25 protein-coding genes and 1 riboswitch are annotated in these 23,052 nt (G+C 37.3%); of the genes, 15 read left to right on the forward strand and 10 right to left on the reverse strand.

Annotated elements, in window-relative coordinates; genetic code table 11:
• Nucleotides 1–88 precede the first annotated feature (88 nt).
• The 4 genes from ACZ11_RS21940 (at nt 89) to ACZ11_RS21950 (ending at nt 3,321) form a co-directional block, all read left to right on the forward strand.
• Nucleotides 89–1,195, forward strand: coding sequence for an acyltransferase family protein (locus ACZ11_RS21940; RefSeq protein ID WP_049668647.1), 1,107 nt, complete (start codon nt 89–91; stop codon nt 1,193–1,195).
• A gap of 123 nt (nt 1,196–1,318) precedes the next feature.
• Nucleotides 1,319–1,567 (forward strand): hypothetical protein, encoded by a 249-nt coding sequence (locus ACZ11_RS26050; RefSeq protein ID WP_134008171.1) that lies wholly within the window; start codon nt 1,319–1,321, stop codon nt 1,565–1,567.
• A 96-nt stretch (nt 1,568–1,663) separates the two neighbouring features.
• Nucleotides 1,664–2,527 carry an AraC family transcriptional regulator gene (locus ACZ11_RS21945; RefSeq protein ID WP_049668648.1) on the forward strand — a complete coding sequence of 288 codons (864 nt, stop codon included), beginning with the start codon at nt 1,664–1,666 and terminating at the stop codon, nt 2,525–2,527.
• A gap of 170 nt (nt 2,528–2,697) precedes the next feature.
• Nucleotides 2,698–3,321: an HAD family hydrolase gene (locus tag ACZ11_RS21950; RefSeq protein WP_049668649.1), complete on the forward strand. Its 624-nt coding sequence runs from the start codon at nt 2,698–2,700 to the stop codon at nt 3,319–3,321.
• A gap of 197 nt (nt 3,322–3,518) precedes the next feature.
• Here the strand turns inward: ACZ11_RS21950 and ACZ11_RS21955 are convergent, their stop codons facing one another.
• Nucleotides 3,519–4,046: a GNAT family N-acetyltransferase gene (locus ACZ11_RS21955; protein WP_049668650.1), complete on the reverse strand. Its 528-nt coding sequence runs from the start codon at nt 4,044–4,046 to the stop codon at nt 3,519–3,521.
• A gap of 181 nt (nt 4,047–4,227) precedes the next feature.
• On the opposite strand from ACZ11_RS21955, the gene ACZ11_RS21960 reads away from it, so the two are divergent.
• The gene (locus ACZ11_RS21960) at nt 4,228–4,998 is read left to right on the forward strand and encodes a GNAT family N-acetyltransferase (protein WP_049668651.1); all 771 of its coding nucleotides are present in this window, start codon (nt 4,228–4,230) and stop codon (nt 4,996–4,998) included.
• Nucleotides 4,999–5,051: 53 nt separating this feature from the next.
• Here ACZ11_RS21960 and ACZ11_RS25380 read toward each other — a convergent pair whose 3' ends face one another.
• Nucleotides 5,052–5,318 (reverse strand): Parvovirus coat protein VP1-like protein, encoded by a 267-nt coding sequence (locus ACZ11_RS25380; protein WP_338048347.1) that lies wholly within the window; start codon nt 5,316–5,318, stop codon nt 5,052–5,054.
• A gap of 218 nt (nt 5,319–5,536) precedes the next feature.
• On the opposite strand from ACZ11_RS25380, the gene ACZ11_RS21965 reads away from it, so the two are divergent.
• From ACZ11_RS21965 to ACZ11_RS21975, 3 genes are all read left to right on the forward strand, one after another.
• Nucleotides 5,537–6,583, forward strand: coding sequence for a DUF418 domain-containing protein (locus tag ACZ11_RS21965; protein ID WP_049668652.1), 1,047 nt, complete (start codon nt 5,537–5,539; stop codon nt 6,581–6,583).
• A 150-nt stretch (nt 6,584–6,733) separates the two neighbouring features.
• On the forward strand, nt 6,734–7,426 hold the full coding sequence (locus tag ACZ11_RS21970; RefSeq protein ID WP_049668653.1) for a hypothetical protein: 693 nt from the start codon (nt 6,734–6,736) through the stop codon (nt 7,424–7,426).
• A gap of 14 nt (nt 7,427–7,440) precedes the next feature.
• Complete coding sequence (locus ACZ11_RS21975; protein WP_049668654.1) at nt 7,441–8,700, forward strand: glutathionylspermidine synthase family protein; 1,260 nt, start codon at nt 7,441–7,443, stop codon at nt 8,698–8,700.
• A 42-nt stretch (nt 8,701–8,742) separates the two neighbouring features.
• Here ACZ11_RS21975 and ACZ11_RS21980 read toward each other — a convergent pair whose 3' ends face one another.
• Nucleotides 8,743–9,216: a YbaK/EbsC family protein gene (locus tag ACZ11_RS21980; protein WP_049668655.1), complete on the reverse strand. Its 474-nt coding sequence runs from the start codon at nt 9,214–9,216 to the stop codon at nt 8,743–8,745.
• Between the two features lie 136 nt (nt 9,217–9,352).
• Here ACZ11_RS21980 and ACZ11_RS21985 point away from each other — a divergent pair, with 136 nt between their 5' ends.
• The 3 genes from ACZ11_RS21985 to ACZ11_RS21995 all read left to right on the forward strand — a co-directional run bounded on the left by ACZ11_RS21985 (nt 9,353) and on the right by ACZ11_RS21995 (nt 11,727).
• Entirely contained in the window at nt 9,353–10,498 is a 1,146-nt protein-coding gene (locus ACZ11_RS21985) for a PstS family phosphate ABC transporter substrate-binding protein (protein ID WP_236690922.1), read from the forward strand.
• 31 nt (nt 10,499–10,529) lie between these two features.
• A riboswitch (guanidine-I (ykkC/yxkD leader) is annotated at nt 10,530–10,626 on the forward strand.
• Nucleotides 10,627–11,071: 445 nt separating this feature from the next.
• A complete protein-coding gene (locus ACZ11_RS21990; RefSeq protein WP_049668657.1) occupies nt 11,072–11,413 on the forward strand; it encodes a DMT family transporter in 342 nt (113 codons plus the stop codon).
• Nucleotides 11,413–11,727: a DMT family transporter gene (locus ACZ11_RS21995; protein ID WP_049668658.1), complete on the forward strand. Its 315-nt coding sequence runs from the start codon at nt 11,413–11,415 to the stop codon at nt 11,725–11,727. Before ACZ11_RS21990 ends, ACZ11_RS21995 begins: the two co-directional genes overlap by 1 nt.
• A gap of 103 nt (nt 11,728–11,830) precedes the next feature.
• Here the strand turns inward: ACZ11_RS21995 and ACZ11_RS22000 are convergent, their stop codons facing one another.
• The 4 genes from ACZ11_RS22000 to ACZ11_RS22015 form a co-directional block, all read right to left on the reverse strand.
• On the reverse strand, nt 11,831–12,706 hold the full coding sequence (locus ACZ11_RS22000) for a glycine betaine ABC transporter substrate-binding protein (RefSeq protein WP_049668659.1): 876 nt from the start codon (nt 12,704–12,706) through the stop codon (nt 11,831–11,833).
• A gap of 109 nt (nt 12,707–12,815) precedes the next feature.
• Nucleotides 12,816–13,670: an ABC transporter permease gene (locus ACZ11_RS22005; RefSeq protein ID WP_049668660.1), complete on the reverse strand. Its 855-nt coding sequence runs from the start codon at nt 13,668–13,670 to the stop codon at nt 12,816–12,818.
• Complete coding sequence (locus ACZ11_RS22010) at nt 13,663–14,862, reverse strand: quaternary amine ABC transporter ATP-binding protein (RefSeq protein ID WP_049668661.1); 1,200 nt, start codon at nt 14,860–14,862, stop codon at nt 13,663–13,665. Before ACZ11_RS22010 ends, ACZ11_RS22005 begins: the two co-directional genes overlap by 8 nt.
• A gap of 282 nt (nt 14,863–15,144) precedes the next feature.
• Nucleotides 15,145–15,780 carry a TrkA C-terminal domain-containing protein gene (locus tag ACZ11_RS22015; protein ID WP_049668662.1) on the reverse strand — a complete coding sequence of 212 codons (636 nt, stop codon included), beginning with the start codon at nt 15,778–15,780 and terminating at the stop codon, nt 15,145–15,147.
• A 270-nt stretch (nt 15,781–16,050) separates the two neighbouring features.
• Here ACZ11_RS22015 and ACZ11_RS22020 point away from each other — a divergent pair, with 270 nt between their 5' ends.
• From ACZ11_RS22020 to ACZ11_RS22035, 4 genes are read left to right on the forward strand one after another with little or no spacing between them, the layout of a single operon-like run.
• Entirely contained in the window at nt 16,051–16,782 is a 732-nt protein-coding gene (locus ACZ11_RS22020; RefSeq protein ID WP_049668663.1) for a GTP cyclohydrolase II, read from the forward strand.
• Between the two features lie 14 nt (nt 16,783–16,796).
• Nucleotides 16,797–17,906: a bifunctional diaminohydroxyphosphoribosylaminopyrimidine deaminase/5-amino-6-(5-phosphoribosylamino)uracil reductase RibD gene (gene ribD, locus ACZ11_RS22025; protein ID WP_049668664.1), complete on the forward strand. Its 1,110-nt coding sequence runs from the start codon at nt 16,797–16,799 to the stop codon at nt 17,904–17,906.
• Nucleotides 17,903–18,988, forward strand: a complete 1,086-nt coding sequence (locus tag ACZ11_RS22030) for an FAD-dependent monooxygenase (RefSeq protein WP_049668665.1) — start codon at nt 17,903–17,905, stop codon at nt 18,986–18,988. Before ribD ends, ACZ11_RS22030 begins: the two co-directional genes overlap by 4 nt.
• Before the next feature lie 16 nt (nt 18,989–19,004).
• Nucleotides 19,005–19,568, forward strand: a complete 564-nt coding sequence (locus ACZ11_RS22035; protein WP_049668666.1) for a 5' nucleotidase, NT5C type — start codon at nt 19,005–19,007, stop codon at nt 19,566–19,568.
• A gap of 236 nt (nt 19,569–19,804) precedes the next feature.
• Here ACZ11_RS22035 and ACZ11_RS22040 read toward each other — a convergent pair whose 3' ends face one another.
• The 3 genes from ACZ11_RS22040 to ACZ11_RS22050 all read right to left on the reverse strand — a co-directional run bounded on the left by ACZ11_RS22040 (nt 19,805) and on the right by ACZ11_RS22050 (nt 23,046).
• On the reverse strand, nt 19,805–20,572 hold the full coding sequence (locus ACZ11_RS22040; RefSeq protein ID WP_049668667.1) for an IclR family transcriptional regulator: 768 nt from the start codon (nt 20,570–20,572) through the stop codon (nt 19,805–19,807).
• A gap of 504 nt (nt 20,573–21,076) precedes the next feature.
• Nucleotides 21,077–22,219, reverse strand: coding sequence for a CaiB/BaiF CoA transferase family protein (locus tag ACZ11_RS22045; protein WP_049668668.1), 1,143 nt, complete (start codon nt 22,217–22,219; stop codon nt 21,077–21,079).
• A gap of 20 nt (nt 22,220–22,239) precedes the next feature.
• On the reverse strand, nt 22,240–23,046 hold the full coding sequence (locus tag ACZ11_RS22050) for an enoyl-CoA hydratase/isomerase family protein (protein WP_049668669.1): 807 nt from the start codon (nt 23,044–23,046) through the stop codon (nt 22,240–22,242).
• Nucleotides 23,047–23,052 lie beyond the last annotated feature (6 nt).

Here is a 23,052-nt window from a genome sequence, read left to right on the forward strand (position 1 = left end):
AGTTTAAAGAAAAATAAACACGATATTTTCATTTAATAGAGTCATCATTATTAACAGCAAAATCTATGGTTTATTAGGAGAACAATTTATGAGTAAAAGAATTAAAGAATTAGATTCTATACGAGGTTTAGCCGCTATTACAGTGGTATTTGGGCACTTTTGTTTAATTCTACCATCATTGCCCGGCTCTATTAAATTTTCCCCCCTTAGGTTTTTATGGGCTGGTGGGGAAGCTGTAATCATTTTTTATGTACTTAGTGGTTATGTACTATCTATGGCACTTTATCATTCAAAAACAAATTATTGGGGATATTTAATTAAGCGATTTGTACGAATCTATATCCCTTATTATGTCTGGATTTTCATTACCTTCGCCGTATTCGTTTTATTTTCACCGTATGAGGTGACGGGATTACGTGATTGGTTCTATGATAAGTGGCAGGGTCCTATAACAAAATTAGATATTATAAATCATATTGTACTTCTAAATAATTTTTTTACAGACAATTACAATCCAGTGATCTGGTCATTGGCTCAAGAAATGCGTATATCTATCGTGTTTCCTTTGATATTCCTACTTTTTTATAAACAGAGTTGGAAGAAAACGATACTGATTGCCATGAGCTTTTCTTTAATTAGTATTTTCCTTAATATGTTGCACATTGGGAAAGCTGAGGGATTTTATAATGGTTACGCCGATACGCTGCATTTCACATCTATGTTTATGGTTGGAATGCTACTTTTTAAACATCAGGAAGAACTCACTCAATTATATAAAAATATGAAAAATTCAAATAGAAAACTTCTTATCGCATTAGGGGTCTTTCTATATTTATATTCCATTTTGATTTATGGGTTTTCTCAAAATGATACTACTTTCTTACTAAAAGATTGGGGTGTCGTAATTGGTGTTAGTATAATAATCATTATGGCAATGAATAACCTAAAGGTAAAAGCTATTTTAAATAAGGGTGTATTTGTATACTTAGGGGAAATTTCATATAGTATCTATTTATGTCATTTTCCAATCACCATGGTACTATTTAAACTTTTGTATGCAAAGATACCTACCCTTTTTCTTCTTATCTTATGTATTACAACGACAATACTTTGTTCTATATTATCGTATCATTTAATTGAAAAGAAATGTATCAATTGGGCAAAACGAAGAACAACAAAGTTTAAAAAAATGTAGGGATACGGGAACGATTCAAAGAAAAAAACGCCTGAATTGAAAAATCCTCCAATTCAGGCGAATGTTTTATCTTACATTTTATCTTGTAGCTTTCAATATACAAAAAATAGAGTAAATCTTTTTTTGAATGCTATCTACATAACCTCTCCATTATCACTATATTCATTCATATCAACAAGTTATCCCTCAGAAGCGAAGCGGCTCATCGGACGCCCCCAGGAAGCTTTGCTCTGTGCGAAAGCGAAGCGACAGCAACAAATGTTTTCTGTAGCGAAAGCGAAGCGACAGCAACAAATGTTTTCTGTAGCGAAAGCAAAGCGACAGCTACAAAGCGGATCAGTCGGAACGGATATCAACACCACGCTATGGTGAAAATAAAGCTTTCTTTTTAAACAGTCCAACGTTAGCATAAAAAGACAGGAATAACTAATTTTGATGTTTTAAACTATAGACAAGGAGTGAGAGCAATTGAGTTGGATCGAGTCGATTCAAAAAGCAATTAATTATATCGAAGAGCATTTATTAGATGACATCACAATGGAGCAAATTGCACGAGAGGTTAATTCTTCGGTCTTTCATTTTCAACGGACTTTCTCGATTTTAACGGATATGTCTATTGCAGATTATATAAGACGTAGAAGGCTAACATTAGCTGCACAGGAGTTAATAAATACAGAGCAGAAAGTAATCGATCTCGCCTACAAATATGGCTACGACTCTCCTGAAGCTTTCACAAAAGCGTTTCGGAAGCAGCATCAACTAACGCCTAGTGAAGCAAGAAAGAAGCAAGGACAACTACAATCATACAATCGCCTGGTCATCCAGGTAAGCCTGAAGGGAGCAGAACCAATGAAGTATAAAATCGTAGAAAAAGAAAAGTTTCAAGTGGTAGGGGTAAAAAGAACATATAATTCTCAAAATGGTGAGAATACGAGAGAAATCCCTAAGTTTTGGGATGAGATTAACAGCAAGGGGATGGATCATCAATTATTTTCATTAAATAATGGAGAAATTAAAGGGGTGCTTGGCGTCTGTGCACCAAATGCCAGCGAACAAAAAAATGGTTTTATTGATTATTGGATTGCAACGGATCATATTGGGGATGTTCCAGAAGAACTGAAAGCAATGGAAGTTCCAGCATCAAAATGGGTTGTGTTTGAAGTACATGGCCCTATGCCGGAAGCAATGCAAAATACTTGGAAACAAATTTACTCTGAATGGTTCCCATCCAATCCGTACGAGCCTACGGGGACAGCTGAGCTGGAAGTGTACTCGGACGAAGATCCATTTAGTCCTGACCTTTATTCTGAAATTTGGATTCCTATTAAATAAAGATACAATGGATTTGGTAAACGATTAGTTTGCCAAATCCATTTTTGTAGTGATATTTAGCGTAACCCAACATAGTAAACATCGTATCTTAAAACTAAAACTCTACTTTAGAGAAATTTTTGTGTTTCTCAACATCCATATTTTGTATAATGAGGTGAAGGAGGTTGCATATGGACATAGATAGCATTATTTTCGATTTGGATGGGACACTTTGGGATTCAAGAAAAACAGTAGCGCAATCATGGACGCACGTAGTTCAGGCCTCTCCTTTTGGTAAAGGAAAGATAACCGAAGAAGATTTATCTGGAACGATGGGGTTACAAATTAAAGAAATAGGTGCTGTATTATTTGATTATCTTGATGAAGAAAAGCAAATGGAGCTTATTTTAGCATGCTGCCAGCAAGAGCAAGATGATTTATTACGCAATGGCGGTATTTTATATCCGCAGTTAGAGGAAACTTTACTAGCTCTTTCAAAAAAATTCCGTTTGTTCATTGTGAGCAATTGTCAGAAGGGCTACATTGAAACATTTTATGCTTATCATAAACTAGAGAGATATTTTCTCGACTTTGAAAATCCGGGGCGTACAGGCTTGTCAAAGGGTGAAAACATTCAATTAATTATGGAAAGAAACCATATAAAAAATGCTGTATATGTGGGAGATACACAGGGAGATATGCTGGCCACTAAGTTTGTAGGAATTCCCTTTGTTTTTGCTTCATATGGTTTTGGTAAGCCAGAGGGGTATGACTATATCATCGAAAAGCCAATTGATTTATTGAATATATTTTAAATAGGTTATAGTGTTTGACGTTCTCTATACTCTTATTTTTATTAAAAAGCATAGGGATATTAACATCCTACTTATTTGTACATACGTACTCAGACGAAGCTCTATTTAGTCTTGATCTTAATTCTGAAATTTGGATTCCGATTAAGTAACTAAAGCAGCCAAGAATGTTAACGATAACATTCTTGGCTATTATAATTTTAACTATTAAATAAAGAATAAACATTAATATCATAAGAAGATTCTTTTGATTCTTCATATTCTTTAAATGTTCCTTCAAAAGTAAAATTCAATTTCTCTACTACCTTTATAGAATTTATATTACCAGGCTCAATTTTTGCTTCAATTCGATTTATGTTTAAAGTGGTGAAAGCAAAATCAATCAAAGCCGAAATACTTTCTGGCGCATAGCCTTTTCCCCAATAAGCTTTAGCAAGATCATAGCCGATTTCTGCTGAGGCATTATCTACGTCAAATGAATTAAATCCACAAGAGCCGATTATCTCATTTGATTCCTTCTCAATAATGGTAAAACGAATAGCTTTGCGCTCAACGTTTAAATCATCAAAAAGCTCAATCATTTCCTTTACTTGTTCTTCATGAGTAAAATTTGTGATGTTCATAAATTTTGTAACTTCCGGGTCTGACCAAATATTAAATAAACTATGTGCATCAGCCATCTTCATTTTTCTTAAATATAATCTTTTTGTGTAAATTTGTTCTATCAATACCTTTACCTCCAAGTTTTTAAATAAGTTTGGATGAAAAATATTGTTATCTGCGCATAATTCAGTCCCTTCAAATTTTATGTACTCATTATACAATATTTAAATATTAAACAATAACCCCAATAATTACTATCAACGTTATAATGTATGAAGATGTATTAATAGAATAGGGGAAATGATAATGATCATGGTAACTGCCGAGAATTATTCGATTATCAAAGAAACAATAGAAAGGGCGCCAGCATTTGTCTATAGCATACTGGATCAGGTGATAGAAGGCACTGTCTACGCCGACGATGAAAGCCTTCATTCACTACTATTTCAAACCAAGTCAGGAATATACTATGTTTACGGCGATTCGTCCAGCGAGCAAATAGTAAATAAACTTAGATCTTTACTACAAGAATCTATTGAACAAAGTAAACGTTTTACATTGTTTTCTTACTCAGATGATTGGAACACAAAAATTGAACAAAGATTAGATGGTCTTGTGAAAAAACTAGAAAGATACACTTTTAGCTTTGCTATTAATGCTTATAACGAAAGAGCAAGGCGAGAGTCACTTGACTATGAATTCATTAAAATCAAGCAACATCAAATTGAACATTGTTTAGAATTTAACAATCAATATTATGAGGACTATTGGGGTTCTACAAATAATTTCCTTGAAAATGGCTTTGGTTTTTGTCTGGAGGATGGAGACAAGATTATTAGCGAAGCTGTCTCTATTTTTAAATCTGATCAATTCGCAGAGATTGATATAGTAACTGATCCGAATTATAGAGGACAAGGATTAGCAAGTTTCATTGCAGAGAAATTCATAGATTATTGCCTTTTAAATGATATACAGCCTTGTTGGGATTGCGATATTCATAACCAAGCATCTTATCATTTAGGCACTAAGCTAGGCTTTGCTAATCCGCAAAAATATGCAATGTATACAAAATCTTGACTCATAAAAAATGCTCACGGTGTAAAAACAACATCGTGAGCTTTCTTTATTGTTTAAAAGAACCCATTGCGCATGTCGAAGATTTTGTAAAACAATCTAGCATCTCTAGCCATTTTAGTATTAGCGTTCATTTGTGGTCGTAAGCAGTTTTGGAACATTTCATCGCAATATCTACATCTACCATATCGAGCATAACATTCGTCGTGTAATTTGCAGCATGAATCTACGGCATTGATAGGTCTACCTGGTCCTGAACATCCTGGTCCACAGTATTTATAACCAGGGTAACAAAAACCAAATTTGCGGTGTCTGTACATCATCTATTCTCCTTTTCTAAAAGAAATAATTGTTACTATAAAATATGAAATTTTTGTTTTTAGAAGGGGATTAAAAACTAATGTAAGTGAAAAAAGCAATAACGGATGAGACATTTCTATAAATGTAAGGTTTCTGTAAGCTTTTAAAAAAACTGCTGTAAGGATGGGAGGTTATGATAGCTATAGCGTAGTAAAGTATGAAAGATAAGGAGTTTTTAAGAATGAATCCGTCTGTTACTCAAAAAGAAAGAATCGTTTCATTAGATATTATTCGAGGGCTAGCGTTATTTGGCATTTTGTTTATAAATGTAGCGGCCTACCAGGTAATAGTAGAGGGAGGACCGATGCCTGACTTTAGTGGAATTAATGGTATTATTGATAAGCTTATTGATATTTTTATTGAGAAGAAATTCTTTTCGATTTTTTCATTCCTCTTTGGTGTAGGTTTTTATATTTTTGCTTCACGTGCAGAAGCGCGTGGCGATAAACCAAGATGGCGTTTTGCAAGACGTTTACTAGCTTTATTATTAATTGGTATTGTTCATTTGTTTATTTTTTGGGGTTCAATCCTTGCTATCTATGCAGTAATAGGCTTTTTACCAATTCCATTCTATAATGCAAAGGTTTCAACAATTAGTAAATGGCTATTTGCTATCATTACTGTTCATATCCTAAGCATTCTCGGGCAAATGTTTATGCCAAACCAAGGAGCCTTTTCAACTGTTTTTGGTTTTTTAGGAAATGATGCAGTTACTATTTTTATCATGTTTTTAACTGGTTTTTTAGTAGCAAAAGCTGATTGGATTAGTCATGTAAGTGAATACTCAAAACAAATAAAATGGATTCAATTTGTGACATTCCCACTTTTTGTAGGTATCTCTCTTTGGATTTGGTTTGCTGCTCAAGGGGAAGATCAAAATCTACAATTCATTATTGGTTTAGGGGTAATTCCAACAACGTATTTTTATTTAACTTGTCTATTTGTTATATTAGAGAATAAGAAAATTGCGAAGCTTCTTAAACCAATTGGACGAGTTGGTCAGATGGCATTTACAAACTATTTAGCTCAAAGCTTTATAGGCCTAACTATTATGTCATTAATGGGGCTAGAAGTTGTTTCTCCTTCTGACGTAGTAATCATTGCAATCCTAACTTTTGTCATTCAAATTATCTTTAGTGTCATCTGGTTTAAATTCTTTAAAATGGGGCCATTTGAAAAGTTATGGCGCTTCATGACATATGGAAGAAAAGCAGTGCCGAATAAATAAACAATTTTGTGCAAAACTCCCTGATGGTGAATGATTCAATTCCATTAGGGAGTTTTTAGTGCAATAATAATATGTATGAATTTGTAAAAAATGAAACCTGAAGAAGGAGACATCCGTAAAATAGATATCGACATAAAGGAGTAATATGATATGGCAAAACAAATGAAAAATTATATTGCAGTTACAACAGCGTCATTTATGGCTATGCAATTAGCTGCATGTGGGAATACAGAGACGCGGACTGTTGAAGAGTCTCCTGCTACTACAAATAATGTAACGCAAGAAAATAATACTACATCAGCAGGGGATGATTTACAAAGTGTCTACGATAGCGACATGGCAAATGCATGTGATGAATGGAAAGAAAATGATGATGGTTCTTTCGAGTGTCTAGATGAGCATTCGCCTCATTATGCACATCATTTCTTTAATGGACTTATGTATGCAACTACCGGAGCAATGCTAGGAAGTGCTATTTATAAAAGCCGCAATCTAAGAAATGGTACAGATAGAGACGATAAAAACGGTGGTTCAGCAGTGCCACGTACGACGCATAGCAATACTACAAATTCAAATGGAATCACGACGAACGACACCCAAAATCCATCTGGTACAACATCTAGTAGCTCAAATAACTCAACAACAAATAGTTCAAATACAAATAACTCAAATTCAAATACAGACGGTACCAAGTCTTATTCGAGTGGCAAGCGTTCTTACTCAAATAGTTCAGGTTCATCGACGAATAGTTCTAGTTCTTATTCAAATCACTCATCATCCAGCACAGGGAAATCAGGCTTTGGCTCAGGTGGTGCCTCACGAGGTGGCTCTTCATCTTCGTAAAAGGAGAAAACAATATGGATAATTATTTTCAACAACGCCAAGCATTTTATTCTCAATTTCCTAATTTCTTTCCTGACTTTGAGGATCTAGAGTATGCTTTATACGATGTTCTAGATTTACCTAAAGAGAAGATTGATGAAATAAACTATGCATCTACTATACTTTGGAAAATATTTTTGAAGGTTGGGAAACAATTTAAGCATTTATCGGATGAACAACTTTTAGCATTAGGCATTCGTTCTGAAATGCTCCCATATATTCAATTAGATTATTTACAGCAACAATCGATACTAGCTCGCTTCGATTTTATTTGTACAGAGGACGGGCAAATAAAATGTCTTGAACTAAATGGTGAAACGCCATTTCTTGTTCAAGAAACCTTTGAAATGAATGAAGCGCTTTGTCAGCATTTAGGATTTGATAGTCCGAATGATGTTTCAGCATTACATAAAACCTTGTCCGGTGCACTTTTTGCCGCTATGCATTTTTTAAATGATTTGAAAAAACCTAAAATCGTCATTACAGGGAAAACGGCTGCAGAAGATTATGAGGAATACTGTCAGGTACAGTTTTTAAAGAAATGTATACCTTTTGATGTAGAATATGTTCCTATACAAGAGTTAATCATTTTTTCTAGCAACACTGCTAATATAGCTCGAGGCCTTTATACGCCTACAATGGAGAAAATTGATATTTTGTATCGTCCCGCGCACCCAGTAGAGTTTTTAATAGATGATGTGTCTTCCGACGGTGATCGTATAGGTCTACAATTACTGGAACTTGTAAAAGATGGGCAGCTTGCTATTATTAACGCACCCGCTGCATATGTACTGCAATCGAAAATTTTATTATGGCTGATTTGGGAGCGAAAAGATGATCCTCTTCTTTTTAATGCAGAAGAGCGAGCCGCTATTCAAAAATATATGTTGCCAACGTATCTTTCGGCAGAGCCATTTGTTCAGGGAAACTTGCCGTTTGTCAAGAAACCTGTCTATTCGCGGGAAGGGAATACTGTAGAAATTTATGCAGGGGATGGTACGAAAACGAATGCCTCTGCATATACCCATTATGATGATAATTTGTTTATTTATCAGCAGTATGTGGAAATGCCATCTATAACAATAAAGCTAAAGGATGGATTACAGACAAAGAAATGGTTAATCGGCTCATTTATCGCTGATAATCGTGCATGTGGCTTATCTTGTAGAGTAGGCAATCAAATTACAGAATGGGATTCTCACTGGTTAGCCGTTGGATATAGGGAAGAAACCTAAAAAAATCGGCGAGACTTTATAAAGGTTTCGCCGATAATTATTTTACTCGTTCCAGCCTTTACAGACGTCAACCCATTCTTGATATGGAGTATAGGTTTCTAGTTCAGAAATAGTAAGCTCAATAGCGGAGTTGCTACTACCGCATGCGGGAAATACTGTTGTGAAGCGTTTAAGTGATTCATCTAAATAAATAGCCACGCCCCCATTCACACCAAAAGGACAAACACCTCCTACCTCGTGTCCAATCTTTTCAAGCACTGCATCTTTTCCAAGCATCTTTGCCTTTGTACCAAAGACGGCTTTATATTTTGCATTGTCGACTTTGGCATCGCCTGCAGCAACAATTAATATCGCTCCATCGTTCACGAGAAACGATAAGGATTTCGCAATGCGTTCAGGCTCGCACCCGAGTGCCTGTGCCGCTAGTTCAACGGTCGCTGAGCTTTCGTTTAGCTCCTGTATTTTGTGTTCCACATTCCATTGCGCTAAATGTTTACGCACTTTTTCAATTGCCATATGTAATACCTCCTTACAATACTAAGTTTTATTTTAACATAATTTTCAGAATATACAGTTGTGTTATCTCCCCAAAATAACCTATTATAAAATAAGTTGGTATAAAATTACACTTTTGGAGGTGGAGCCACTGATTATGAAAGTGCTACAGTCACTTTTTGTACTAATAGGATTATTATTTTTCACTGGAGTAGTTGCGCTGTATGTAATTATTAGTGGTGGGCTACATTTTAGAGGATTACTCTTAACTGTACCGATCTGTTTATTTGTCCTATTTGTTTGTTTAATTTTTAATTGGTTGACAACAACAAAACGGAAGATATGGTTAGCTGGAGTAATGGGCATTACGTTGTTGATAGCCTCGATTAAGCCTATTCAACATTACTATAAAATGAGTATTCCAACTGTTGATGCAGAAGTTAATGTGTTAGTCTATCAACCATTTACAGAGCAAAATAAAGTAGTAAAGTCAGATTCAAAGGCTTCATTGCAATTAGTTGAGTCACTACCACGCTTAGATGGGGCGACGGCGATGTATCCACTGTATGCTGCCTTTGTAGAAGCGACATATCCAAAGGGTAACTATCCATATGATAGAAGTAGAGTGATGGTGAGTCGTACACTCGAAGCTTATCAAAATTTGATTTCAGGAGAAGTTGACCTGATTTTTGTAGCAGCACCATCTGAATCACAAAAGAGGCAAGCAGAGATGAAAGGTCTTACATTTGACATGACCCCTATTGGACGAGAGGCATTTGTCTTTTTCGTCAATCATAAGAACAGCGTAGAAAATTTATCACTGGAGCAGTTCAAACAAATATACGCTGGGAAAATTACGAATTGGCATGAGGTCGGTGGTGAAAATGCTGCGATTCGTGCCTTTCAACGTCCGGCAGATAGTGGAAGCCAAACAGCACTTGAAAGTATTATGGGAGATACACCCATCATGGAAGCACCTGCTGAAAATGTTGCAACTGGTATGGGTGGTATTATTCATGAGGTATCACAATATCGTAATTATAAAAATGCCATTGGCTACACGTTTAGATTTTACTCAACAGAAATGGTGAATAATAAAGAAATTAAATTATTGTCCATTGATGGGATCGCGCCCACAAAGGAAAATATTCGTAATGGTACATACCCACTCGTATCTGAATTTTATGCTGTTACAGCAGGAACAGATAATCCTAATGTAAAGAAGTTTATCGACTGGATTGTATCAGATGAGGGGCAAGCACTAGTTGAAAAAGTTGGTTATGTACGGGTAGAAAATGACTGAATAGTTTGCTATACTAGTATCACAATCAAATATGATAGTTTTCTAGGGTTCCGTAGCAAATGCTAGTCTGGTCCGAGAGAAAACCACAAATTGATTTTGTGACACGGAAGGATAAAAGCCTGGGAGGTACTGTTTACAGCAGTGCTCCGTAGGCTTTTTTTTTGGGCAACTGAGGGAAGGAAGTTAAAGAAAAAGGTCAATTCAAGGTTTAGGTTACCGAACACTAATCAGGGGTAGGTCACAAAAACTGCTCGGGTAAGCCTAAGAAGTGATCAGGTATGTACTAAACTGCTCGGGTAAGCCTAAGAAGTGATCAGGTATGTACTAAACTGCTCGGGTAAGCCTAAGAAGTGATCAGGTATGTCACTAAACTGCTCGGGTAAGCCTAAGAAGTGATCAGGTATGTCACTAAACTGCTCGGGTAAGCCTAAGAAGTGATCAGGTATGTCATTAAACTGCTCGGGTAAGCCGAAGAAGTGATCAGGTATGTCGGAGAACGACTCGCTTTGCTCAAAGAGAACTGCTCATAAAAGTCATTCATCCGTGTCTAACAATAAAATGGAGGAAATCGCAATGAACAAACAATGGTTAAGTGTCATAATTGCCGCTTTTTTTGAAGTCGGCTGGGTTATTGGCTTAAAGCATGCAGAGAATGCACTCGAATGGACTGGTACAGTTATTGCAATTTTTGTTAGCTTTTATTTACTAATTAAGGCTGGAGAAAGCTTACCGGTAGGCACTGTTTATGCAGTATTCGTTGGCTTGGGAACAGCGGGTACTGTGTTTGCTGATAGCTTATTGTTCGGAGAGCCATGGAAATTAGGCAAAATTTTATGTATCGTCGTTTTACTTGCAGGCGTCGTCGGTTTAAAGCTAGTGACAGGGGAGCCTAAAGAAAAAGAGGTGAATGAATAATGGCATGGTTTGCATTAGTAGTCGCGGGGCTATGTGAGATGATGGGTGTTTATATGATTAGTAAATATAATAATGCTAAAAGTATAAAAAATTTAGTGTTATTGATTTTTGCGTTTACATTGAGCTTTGCTGGCCTTGCATATGCCATGGAAACATTACCGATGGGTACAGCCTATGCAATTTGGACAGGAATTGGAGCGGCAGGTGGTGCATTACTTGGTATGTTGTTGTTCAATGAATCTAAGGATTGGAGACGTATTGTTTGCATTGTTCTTGTTTTAGGGGCAGCGATATTTTTGAAATTATTATCTTAGTTAATAGTCATCTGGCATCGGTCTAATCGTTGCGGGGTGACTTTTTTATTGACCGTAAAAAAAGACAGACAACCATTGTCAGTTGTCCGTCGTTTGTTGAAAATTATTTCTTTACATCCTTCGTCCATTCAGCAACTTTGTCTGCATTGGCTTCTACCCAATCTTTAGCAGCTTCTTTTGGGTCTTTACCATCCATAATTTCTAGGATAACACTCTCTAAGTCTTCTGATGTCCAGTGGAAGTTATCTAGTACAGAATATACATCTGGTTGATCTTCTTTTAAACCTTTACGAGCGAATGTGTTAATCGTTTCTTCGCCACCATAAACGCCTTTTGGATCTTCCAAGTATTTAAGATCATATTTAGCGAATTTCCAGTGAGGAGACCAGCCTGTCACGACTATGTCTTCTTTATTTTTAATTGCTTTAGCAAGAGACGTTGTCATAGCACCAGATGAAGAAGTTAATAGATTCCAATCTGCTAAATTATCATATTCATCTAAAGCTTTTTCAGTAGCAGCTGTAATCCCTGCACCAGGTTCAATACCTGTAATTGTGTGATCTGCTTGATTTTTTAAATCCTCAATCGAATTAACGTCCATATAGCTTGGTACAACTAGACCTATTTTGGCACCAGAAAGGTTTTCACCGAGCTCATCAAGGTCGTCCTTATATTTTTCGTACTGTGGGGCATGAGTATTTGGTAACCATGCAGCTACCATACCATCTGCTTCACCTTTTGAAACAGCCTCCCACATAATTGCATTATCAAGTGGTGTTAATGTTACATTGTAGCCTAAATCCTCTAGCACCTGACCAACTACATTAGTTGAAGCAATTTCTGTATCCCATTCAACGTAGGCTAGATTGACGTCCTTTGAGTTACCATCGCTCTTACTTGAATCCTCACCATTACATGCGGCTAGCAAAAAGCCAAGCCCTAAAGCCATTCCTAATTTAGTTAATGTTTTTAGTTTCATCGAATCTTCCTTTCATATCATATATTAATAGTTTTGTATCAAACTATAAAATGTAAATCTCAGTTGTGAAAGCGAAGAACTAAGATTTGCGTTATTCAAATGTCTTTTTTTATACGGCTTTCTTCTTATTAAAGCTTTGAGTTAAGCGGTCTATTATAATGGCGAAAATTACTAGACCTAAACCAGCAACAAAGCCATTTCCAACCTGTGTACGTTGTAGTGCAGTTAATACTTCGCGTCCTAAACCAGGTGCACCGATCATTGAGGCAGTTACAACCATTGACAGTGATAGCATAACAGTCTGGTTAATCCCCGCCATTATAGTTGATTTTGCAAGTGGGATTTCTACTTTAAATAGTTTTTGATTTGAAGTACTACCATATGAATCCGCAGCTTCTACTAATTCTTTTGGTACTTGGCGAATTCCAAGGTTCGTCATACGTACAGTTGGTGGTAAGGCAAAAATAACGGATGCAAATACGCCAGGTACGATCCCAATACCAAAGAAGGCAACGGCAGGAATCAAGTACACGAAGCCAGGCATTGTTTGCATGAAATCGAGTATCGGCTTAATCACATTTTCTGCTACAGTTGACTTGGACATTAGAATGCCAAGAGGAATACCTAAAATGATTGAAATGATACTTGAGAAGAGCACGAGCGTAGTTGTTTCCATAAGATGTGTCCATAGGCCTTGATTATAAATAAATAACAAACCAATTAATGAAAACGTTGCGAGCCCGAATTTTTTGCCGGTAACGAAAAAGGCAAAAATGACAACAAGTAAAATAAGAATAATCGGAGGAATGCTCACTAACAAATCAGTGACCTGATTCATGAGTAGTTTTCCATTTTTTTGAATTAAGTTAAAAAACACTGAAAAATTACTCGTCAACCAGTCCATAACTGATTCTACCCATGGTCCCAATGGTATAGCTGGGATATTGTCTAAAAATTTATTCATGTGAAACAGCCTCCTCATCGCTAGTTGAAAGTGCTTCGATGACAACGCCCCGGATGAGAACACCAAGTAAGCGCTCATCTTTTACAACTGCAATAGGAGTAGGAGAATTATAAATCATGCCTAAAATATCCTGTAAAAGCATATCTGGTGGAACGGTTAACATATCTGATTGAACAATCGAATGTACCGTTTGTTCTTGTCTTTTAGCTGCAGCCCGAGCGTCGTCAGCAGTAATATAGCCTTTTAAATGTCGGTTTTTGTCAACAGCCATTAGTAAACTAACTGTTTCTTCACGCATTCTTTTAAGTGCTACGGTCGGTCCATCTACATCTACATTGACATATATAGGTCGAACCATGGCATTTTCAGCAGTTAATACTTTAGAGCGATCGACGTCTTCTACGAAGGTTTTAACATAATCATTTGCAGGATTTGTTAAAATTTCTTCTCCTGTACCAATTTGAATGATTGAGCCATCTTTCATAATAGCGATACGATCACCGATACGTAATGCTTCATTCAAATCGTGGGTGATAAATAAAATTGTTTTTTTCATTGTGCTTTGTAAGTCAAGTAACTCATCTTGCATTTCTTTTCGAATTAATGGATCGAGTGCAGAAAAAGCCTCATCCATTAGTAATATTTCAGGGTCGTTTGCAAGTGCCCTTGCTAATCCAACACGCTGTTGCATACCACCTGATAATTGACTTGGATATTGGTCCTTATAAGCAAGTAAGCCTGCATTTTCGAGAGCCTGCTCTGCTTTTGCTTGTCGTTCTTCCTTTGAGACGCCTCTGATTTCAAGACCATATTCAGTATTTTGAAGAAGTGTACGATGGGGGAATAAACCGAAGTTTTGAAAGACCATGCTCATTTTGTTTCTTCTTACATTACGTAAACTCTCTTTGCCCATTTTAGAAATATTTTCTCCATCGATGTAAATATTCCCACTTGTAGGCTCTATGAGACGGTTTAAAAGTCGGATAAGTGTCGACTTCCCACTTCCTGATAATCCCATAATAACGAAAATTTCACCTTCATTTACGGTAAAACTTGCATCGTATACACCAACTGTTGCACCTGTTTCTTTTAAGATATCAGTCTTGCTTTTTTGTTGCTTGACGAGTTCTAATGCTTGGGGAATATGTTTCCCGAAAACTTTAGAAACATGTTCCACTTTTATTTTTTCCAATAGAACCACTCCTTTCGTAGATCAATTTCGCCTTGGCGTAAGGGGTGTTGCTTACTTACGCACAGATAATTGCCACTGGACGTGGCGTTCTTTAGGCTGAGTCCCTCTATTTCAGTAGGTGTTTGGACACACACTGAATGAAGTTAAATACTATTTGAGGATAATGATACCCAAATATAAACAAGTAACAACTTAACCCTAACAAAGAGTTGTTACTTTTGTCAAATCGACAAAATAGAAAAAATCCGCTTAAACGCTGTTATATCAGCGTTTAAGCGGATTTTAATTTGGGTATAAAAAGCTCTGAACTCGAGCGAAACTTTCGTCATTACCGATAAAGTATATAATATCTCCTTCTTCTAAGGACACATATGGACCAGGAGATAGTAATAATTCATTTTGACGACGAATTCCGACAATCGTACTAGATGTATTTTGCCAAAAATTCAATTCCTGTACTGTTTGGTGGATACAAGGGCTTTCAGCTGTCATCTCTAATTGATAAGGAATAAACGGATTGACGGATCTGAAATGTTCAGTTCGACTAATCAGTTGTTTAGTCTTTTCCTGTAGATTTATTAATTCTTGGTGCTGCTTTTGAATACTAGTCATAAGCTCATGTTGCAGTTCATGGACTGATTGAACATCATGAAATTGGCGGACAAAATGTGCAGCCTTTTCATATGAGATGATAATAACCCCACTACCTTTAGTGGCCTCAACAATTTCCAAGTCCTGTAAGACAGCGATCGCTCTTCTTGCAGTTTCTGCAGAGACATTGTATTGGCTTGCTAGAGATGATCTTGCGTATATTTTATCGCCAATTCGATATTTTCTTTCCACGATTTTTGAGGCAAGATCGACAGCAATTTGCTGGTATTTTGGCTGTTTCACCTGCACATTTTTTTCTAATTGCATTCTAAACTTCCTTTCGTCATTACAGTTCCCTCAGCTTATTATAGACTAGCCTGCACAGAAAAAATAGCATCTCCATAAGCTATTAGTATATGATAAAAACGTAATATAGCAGTTTTTGTTTCTAATACATTTTTTAATTAGAATAGGAGCTATAGTTTGACAGGTGTTAGTTATTATTATAAACTAAGTTACATTATGTAAGTGATGTGAAAATACAAGTGCTCAGTTAGTACGATAGCTAGCTGTTAACAATAGAAGGTTGGAGAAAATATGACAATTACTACTAAAGTTTTGGATATAGTGAAAGACAAAATGACGATCGTGAAGCAATCAGAAACTGAAAGTATTTGCTTAGTTGGTCCAGTAAAATTACCGGTAAAACAGGGTGAATTTTCAGCAACATTTCAATGGTATAACTGGTTAAAAGTAGGCGCAAATCCGTCAAAAGAGGAAATTATTGATGGATTAGCATCTGCAAACTTAGCCTTTTTACAACAGTCCTCAGTGCTTGTTTATGGAGATTTTGCACATGCAGAGGATGCTTTAATTCGCATGCATAGCATTTGTCATACAGGTGATATTTTTGGAAGCCAGCGCTGTGACTGTGGTTATCAATTACATGAATCGATGAAAATGATTGTAGAGCATGGCTGTGGTGCCATTTTCTATTTAGCAGATCATGAAGGTCGTGGCATCGGGTTATTCTCGAAATCTCTTGCTTATTTATTACAAGAAGAGGGGTTAGATACGGTTGAAGCAAACCATGCTTTAGGCTTCCCTGACGATACTCGTTCTTATGAAGATGCCATTACTGTTTTAGCTGCACTTCGTTCAAAGCCAGTTACATTGATTACTAACAATCCTAAGAAGCTTGCCGCATTACAGGCACATGGTTTAGCAGCGGAAGCACATGTCCCATTATGGGGAGGATTAACGGAGACAAACCGTTTTTATTTAGACACAAAAGTAGAGAAATCTGGACATTTTCGCGAAGAGAAGTGAGTGGAGGAACGAAGATGATAATAGATGAAAAGTATATGCAGTTAGCACTTGATTTAGCCGCTAGTGCAAAAGGAAATACGAATCCTAATCCACTAGTAGGGGCTGTAATCGTCAAAGACGGTGTCATTGTTGGAACAGGTTTACACAGAAAAGCAGGTGAACCACATGCGGAGGTGCATGCATTCCGTATGGCTGGAGAACATGCTAAAGGTGCGACACTTTATGTAACTCTTGAGCCGTGTTCACATTATGGAAAAACACCTCCTTGTGCAAATTTAGTGAAGGAATCAGCAGTTAGTCGTGTAGTTGTAGCTATGCAAGATCCAAATCCTGCTGTTGCTGGACGTGGTATTCAACTGTTACGAGATGCGGGCATTGAGGTAGAGGTAGGTATTTTAGAAGCTCAAGCTCGCCGTTTAAATGAACGTTTTATTCACAATATGCTAACAAAACGACCATTTATTATTTCAAAATACGCTATGACATTAGATGGGAAAATAGCTGCCCATACAGGACATTCCAAGTGGGTAACTGGCGAGGCAGCGCGTGAGGATGTTCACCGTATTCGTCATGAGGTGGATGGTATTTTAGTTGGTGTTGGTACTGTTTTAGCTGACAATCCATCCTTAACGACAAGATTAAAAGAAGGTTACGGAAAAAATCCAGTGCGCATCATTATGGATAGCTCCCTTCGTACACCTGCTCATGCCGATGTTCTGAATGTAGAAGAAGCGAAAACAATTATTGTATGTAGTGAGAATGCCAGCCAAGAAAAAATAACAGCATTTGAGGAAAAAGGCGTGACAGTATTGCCAGTTCGACATGAATCTGAGGGGCTTGTTGTTGATGATATGCTTGAAAAACTATATCAATATGGCATTACGGATATTTTAGTAGAGGGTGGAAGTACGATCAACTCTTCATTTTTACAGCAAGGTGCTATTAACAAATATGTGATATACATAGCGCCAAAAATTCTCGGTGGTCGTTTGTCATTGACACCTATTGCTGGTCACAATCCATCTACTATGGATGAAGCATGGGATGTAGAATTTGCTTCGTTTGAGCAAGTAGGGCAAGATTTACGTATTATTGCTTATCCAAAGATAGGTGAAGAAAAGTGAAATATCAAGCAGATGTTTGTATCGTAGGGGCTGGGCCAGGTGGAGCACTTCTTTCGCACTTACTAGCGAAAAAAGGTCTTTCCGTGATTCTACTGGAACAAAACGCAGCACTTGGGCAGGCATTTCGCGGTGAGCATTTAAACGAAGAGGGTGAGGCAGTTTTAAAAAGTCACCAGCTTTTTGAAGTAGTTGAAACGCTCGGTATATTACGTATGGGGAAGCTTGAATATTACGCAGACGGTAGAGCAATAAAAACTATTCTTCCTGAAGATGCTGTAGGGCATTTGGGAATTCATGTTCCTCAAGCAAATCTATTAAAGGGAATTTTACAAGAAACGCAGAATTTTCCGCACTTTTCTTGTTTCCTAAATACGAAGGTGACGCAGCTCATAGTTGATTCTTTGGGCAGATATACAGGTGTTATTGCATCAAGAGATGGGAAAACCATTGAAATTAGTAGTCAGTTAATTATCGGTGCTGACGGTCGTTACTCTACTATTCGTAAGAAAGCACACATTGAAATTCAAAAGCATAAACATGGCTTTGATTTATTGTGGGCAAAAATTCCTGCCCCTCTGGGATGGGAGCCATCGATTAAAATGGCATTAATAGGTGATAAACAGCTATCCTTATTTACACAGGTAGGTGGGTTCATTCAAATCGGCTGGAATATTGAACAAGGCAGTTTTCCTCAGCTCAGAAAAAAAGCATTTACACCATTTATCCAACAGCTTTCAGATCAATTTCCGGAACTGTCAGATACTGCAAACGAACATATCAGATCTTGGCAAGATTTTGTTGTGCTTGATGTATTCAGTAGTCATTGTGATTGCTGGGGGACAAAGGGGCTTGTGCTGTTAGGGGATGCTGTTCACACGATGACACCTACTGGGGCATTTGGGCTAAACAGTGCACTTAAGGATGCAGAATGTCTTGCGTCACTATTAAATAAAGATACGCTTGTTCATTTTAACGTAGAAGATTTTCAACAAATGCGCGAGCAAGCCATTGAAGAAGTATTAGCGAAACAAATTGAAAAAGAGCAAACATTTGCGGCTAACTTCATCAACAAGGCTTCTTGAAGGGAAGAAAAACAACATGAAATTTGGCTTTGATATAGATGACACACTCATAGATTTACGAGCACACGCCTTTGCGCTCTATAATAAAAAACTTGGCAAAAATGTTGAGCTAGAAGTATTTCATGCTTTGCAAAGAGTTGAAATTCACGAACCTTTTGGATTAACAGATGCAGAAGGAGCGGCGATGTGGAATAGTTCATTAGAGGAAATTTATTTTACGGATTGTCCTTCTTTTGAGAGAGCTTTAGAGACGCTTCAAGATTTGGCACAGCAGGGACATGACATTTATTATATTACTTCACGTCCTAAACAATATTGTGAGCAAACACAAGCATGGATGAAAGCACAAGGATTTCCAATCACTGAAGGTCACTTTTTCTGCGGAATGCAGGATACAGAGAAAGTGGCGATCATCAAAGAACTAGCTTTAGATGTTTATGTAGATGATAAACCAGCAGTTTTAGAAACACTACAAGATGTGAATACAAAAGTGATTTTAAAAAATCAATCCTATAACAAGCATGTTGAGCTGCCACGCTTAAATCATTGGCAAGACTTCTTAGGATTAGTAATTAATTAACTTTTCACTATAACATGTAGTTGATTTCCGTTCCGACTGGGCGCTTTGTTGTTGCTGTCGCTACGCTTTCGCACAGAGCTTCCTGGGGGCGTCCAGCCTTCACTCCAATCAACTAATATCAGGGTGTATTTTTAACAAATGTCATCCACAACTTTTGATGATAGCTAAATAATTAAAGCAATAAACCCGAATAGAAAGCACTTAAAAAGTGAATCTATTCGGGTTTATTCTTTTTATCAATACAATTGTTTTTCGATTTCTAATGCAACGCTTTGAATAGTTTCAATTAATAAATTTTCATTGTAGTCACTGTAGCGTACTTCTGGTATAACCAGCGTCACTGAAGCGATGATTTGTTGAGATGCATTTAAAATCGGTGCGGATACAGAGCAAGCTCCACGCACACGTTCGCTATTACTTTTCGCAAACCGTTGAATATGGATATCCTTTAATTCTGTTAACAGCTGTTCTTTTGAAAGTATTGTCTTATCAGTGATACGTTTAAGACTTATATTCTCTACATATTCTTCAACATTTGGCATAAATGCGAGCAATATTTTAGATGATGCACCTGCATAAAGGGGAGAGGTGTCACCTACAAACATTTTCGTTGAAAGTGGATATGTTGAATCGTAGTTTAAAATACATCGTCTCTCCAATCCATCAATAATATTCATGGAAACACTTTCGCCGATTTCTTCGTTTAACTTTTTTAAAATAGGCTCTGCGACAATAATAAGACTTGATTCTTCTTTTACTAAATTGCCTAGATACAGAAGTGAATGACCTAGTTGATAGCGTTTTGTACGTTCATCTTTGTGTAGAAATCCTTCGTACACAAAGGTAGAAACGAAGCGCTGTAAACTGGATATGCTAATCCCTGTTTTTTTACTTAACTCAGTTAGGGAAAGGCTAGGTTCATCTTTTGAGAAAGCTTTTAACACTTTAATAGCTTTGTGCAGCGATGACATTGTATAGTTTTTTTCGAAAATTTCCTGATTCATCCCGTCACCTACGTAATAAAATTCTCTTCGACATCCGCCGGAGGATCTATCTTCAGATATACATGCCGTTATGCTTTTGCCAATAAAAGCATTTATAAAATGAAGATAAACTGGCTAATCACCATAACGTGGGGTTGATTTCCGTTCCGACTGGGCGCTTTGTTGCTGACGCTTCGCTTTCGCACAGATAAACATTTGCCGCTGACGGTTCGCTTTCGCGCAGAGCAGAGCTTCCTGGGGGCGTCCGATGAGCCGCTTGGGCCAACAGATGTTTTTTGCGCGAAAGCGTAGTGCTAACGCAGCGTCAGCAGCAGGATGTTGGTCACGAAGGCGTTATCACAGGACGTGATGCTTTTAGCCTTCGTTCCTCTAAATCGCTAATCCCCAAGGAGTCGCCCAGTCTCCACTCCAATCAACTTATCCACATGACATATTTTTAATAAAATGTCATGCCAAACTATCAGTGATGAACCATTAAAGTACTACTATTATTATAGCGTAATTTTATTTTTGTAGAGAGGACTTTTGGAATTCATTTGTATGTTCTCCAAGTATCGGAGGTGCTGATTTATATTGAATATCTAAATCAGAGAACTTTAATGGGCTTTTGATGAATCTGACTGTACCAAATTGTTCGTGTTCTATCTCACCAATCATGTCGCGTGCCATAAATTGTGGTTGTTCTAGTGCTTCAGCGATCGTGTTCACACGTCCACCTGGAATTTTGTATTGTTGCAATAAGGTAATCCATTCATCCCGTGTTTTTGTCATTGTAATGTCAGTAATCATCCGTACTAGCTCCACTTCATGTTGCTTGCGCATCGTATTTGTTATAAAGCGAGGATCATTGGCCCATTCCTCACGTTTCAACATCGTGCAAAACTTTTTAAATTGTCCATCTGTACCAACGCAAATCATTAAGGGGCCATCCTCACAGTTAAATACTTGATATGGCGCAACATTATTATGACGATTACCTAGACGTTCTGAGATAAAGCCTGTATTTAAATAAGCACTTGCTACATTTGCTAAGCTACTCATCTGAACGTCTAATAAAGCTAAATCAATAAATTGCCCTGTATTTGTTTGATCGCGCATTCGTAAAGCGGCTAAAATACTAATGACGACATAATTTGAGGTTAAAATATCTGCAATAGGGACACCAACTTTTGTCGCTTCTCCTTCAGTTGAGCCAGTGACATGCATTAAACCACTCATCGCTTGAATAACTGGATCGAAGCCTGGTTCGTGCGCAAGAGGACCAGTTTGACCGAATCCTGTAACTGCACAATATATGATTCTAGAATTCACTTTACTTAATTCCTCATAGCTGAGCCCCATTCTCTCCATGTCTCCCGTTTTAAAATTTTCGAGGACGACATCAGCATCTTGGACAAGTTCTTTAAATTTTTCTCTGCCATCTATTGTCTTTAAATCTAATGTGATCGATTTTTTATTGCGATTGGCACATAAATAATACGTACTTTGACCATTCACAAATGGCCCCCAATCACGCATACTATCAGAGCCATCTGGATGTTCTATGCGAATTACTTCTGCTCCTAAATCGGCCAACATCATGGAGCCAGCAGGAGCAGCATAAACGCGAGATAAATCTAATACTCGAATATTTTCAAGAGGTTGCATTGTTCGTCCTCCTAAACATGTCATTTATAAACAGGTTTTCGTTTTTCTACTACTGCGTTTACACCCTCTTTAAAATCATCTAGCTCTGTTACAATGGCCATTTGTGACGAAATATAATCAAGGGCAGTACGTAAATCCATTCGTTGACTTTGATAAACAGCACGCTTTATGAATTGCAATGTCGTAGTCGGACGACTTGCTAATTCCTTTGCATAATTCAATGTGTATTCTTCAAGCTCATGGTCTTCTACAACAAATGTCACAACACCTTTGTTTTTTGCTTCTTCAGCAGTTAATACACGAGCTGTCCAGAACATGTCCAATGCTTGATCGATACCGATTAATTTTGGTAAATAATAAGCGCCACCGTCGCCCGGCACGATCGCAACATTAATATAGCTTTCTGAAATCTTCGTAGATTTTGCAGCAATCCGTATATCGCACATTAAGGCCATATCAAGTCCTGCGCCCATTGCAAACCCATGCACCTGTGCAATAACGGGCTTATCAATCTCTTCAAGGAGAAGGGGAATACGCTGAATCTTTTTCCAAAGAGAATTTTTTCGTGCTAAACCTGTAGAAGAGATATCGTCCTCGCTTTGGAAAAATCCTTCACCAGCTTGCATCGCCTTGATATCCCCGCCAGCGCAAAATGATTTTCCATTACCTTTTACGATGACAACACGAATATCCTCTGAATCACGAACAGTTTCAAGGGCTTCAATCCATTTAGCGATCATCTCTTCACTAAAAGCATTGTACGCATTAGGTCTATTTAATGTAATTGTGGCAACATGGTCTTGCACTTCAAAAAGTAAATCAGTCATTGATAA

This window comes from Lysinibacillus xylanilyticus (genome assembly GCF_001183605.1).
Classification (GTDB): Bacteria; Bacillota; Bacilli; order Bacillales_A; family Planococcaceae; genus Lysinibacillus; species Lysinibacillus xylanilyticus.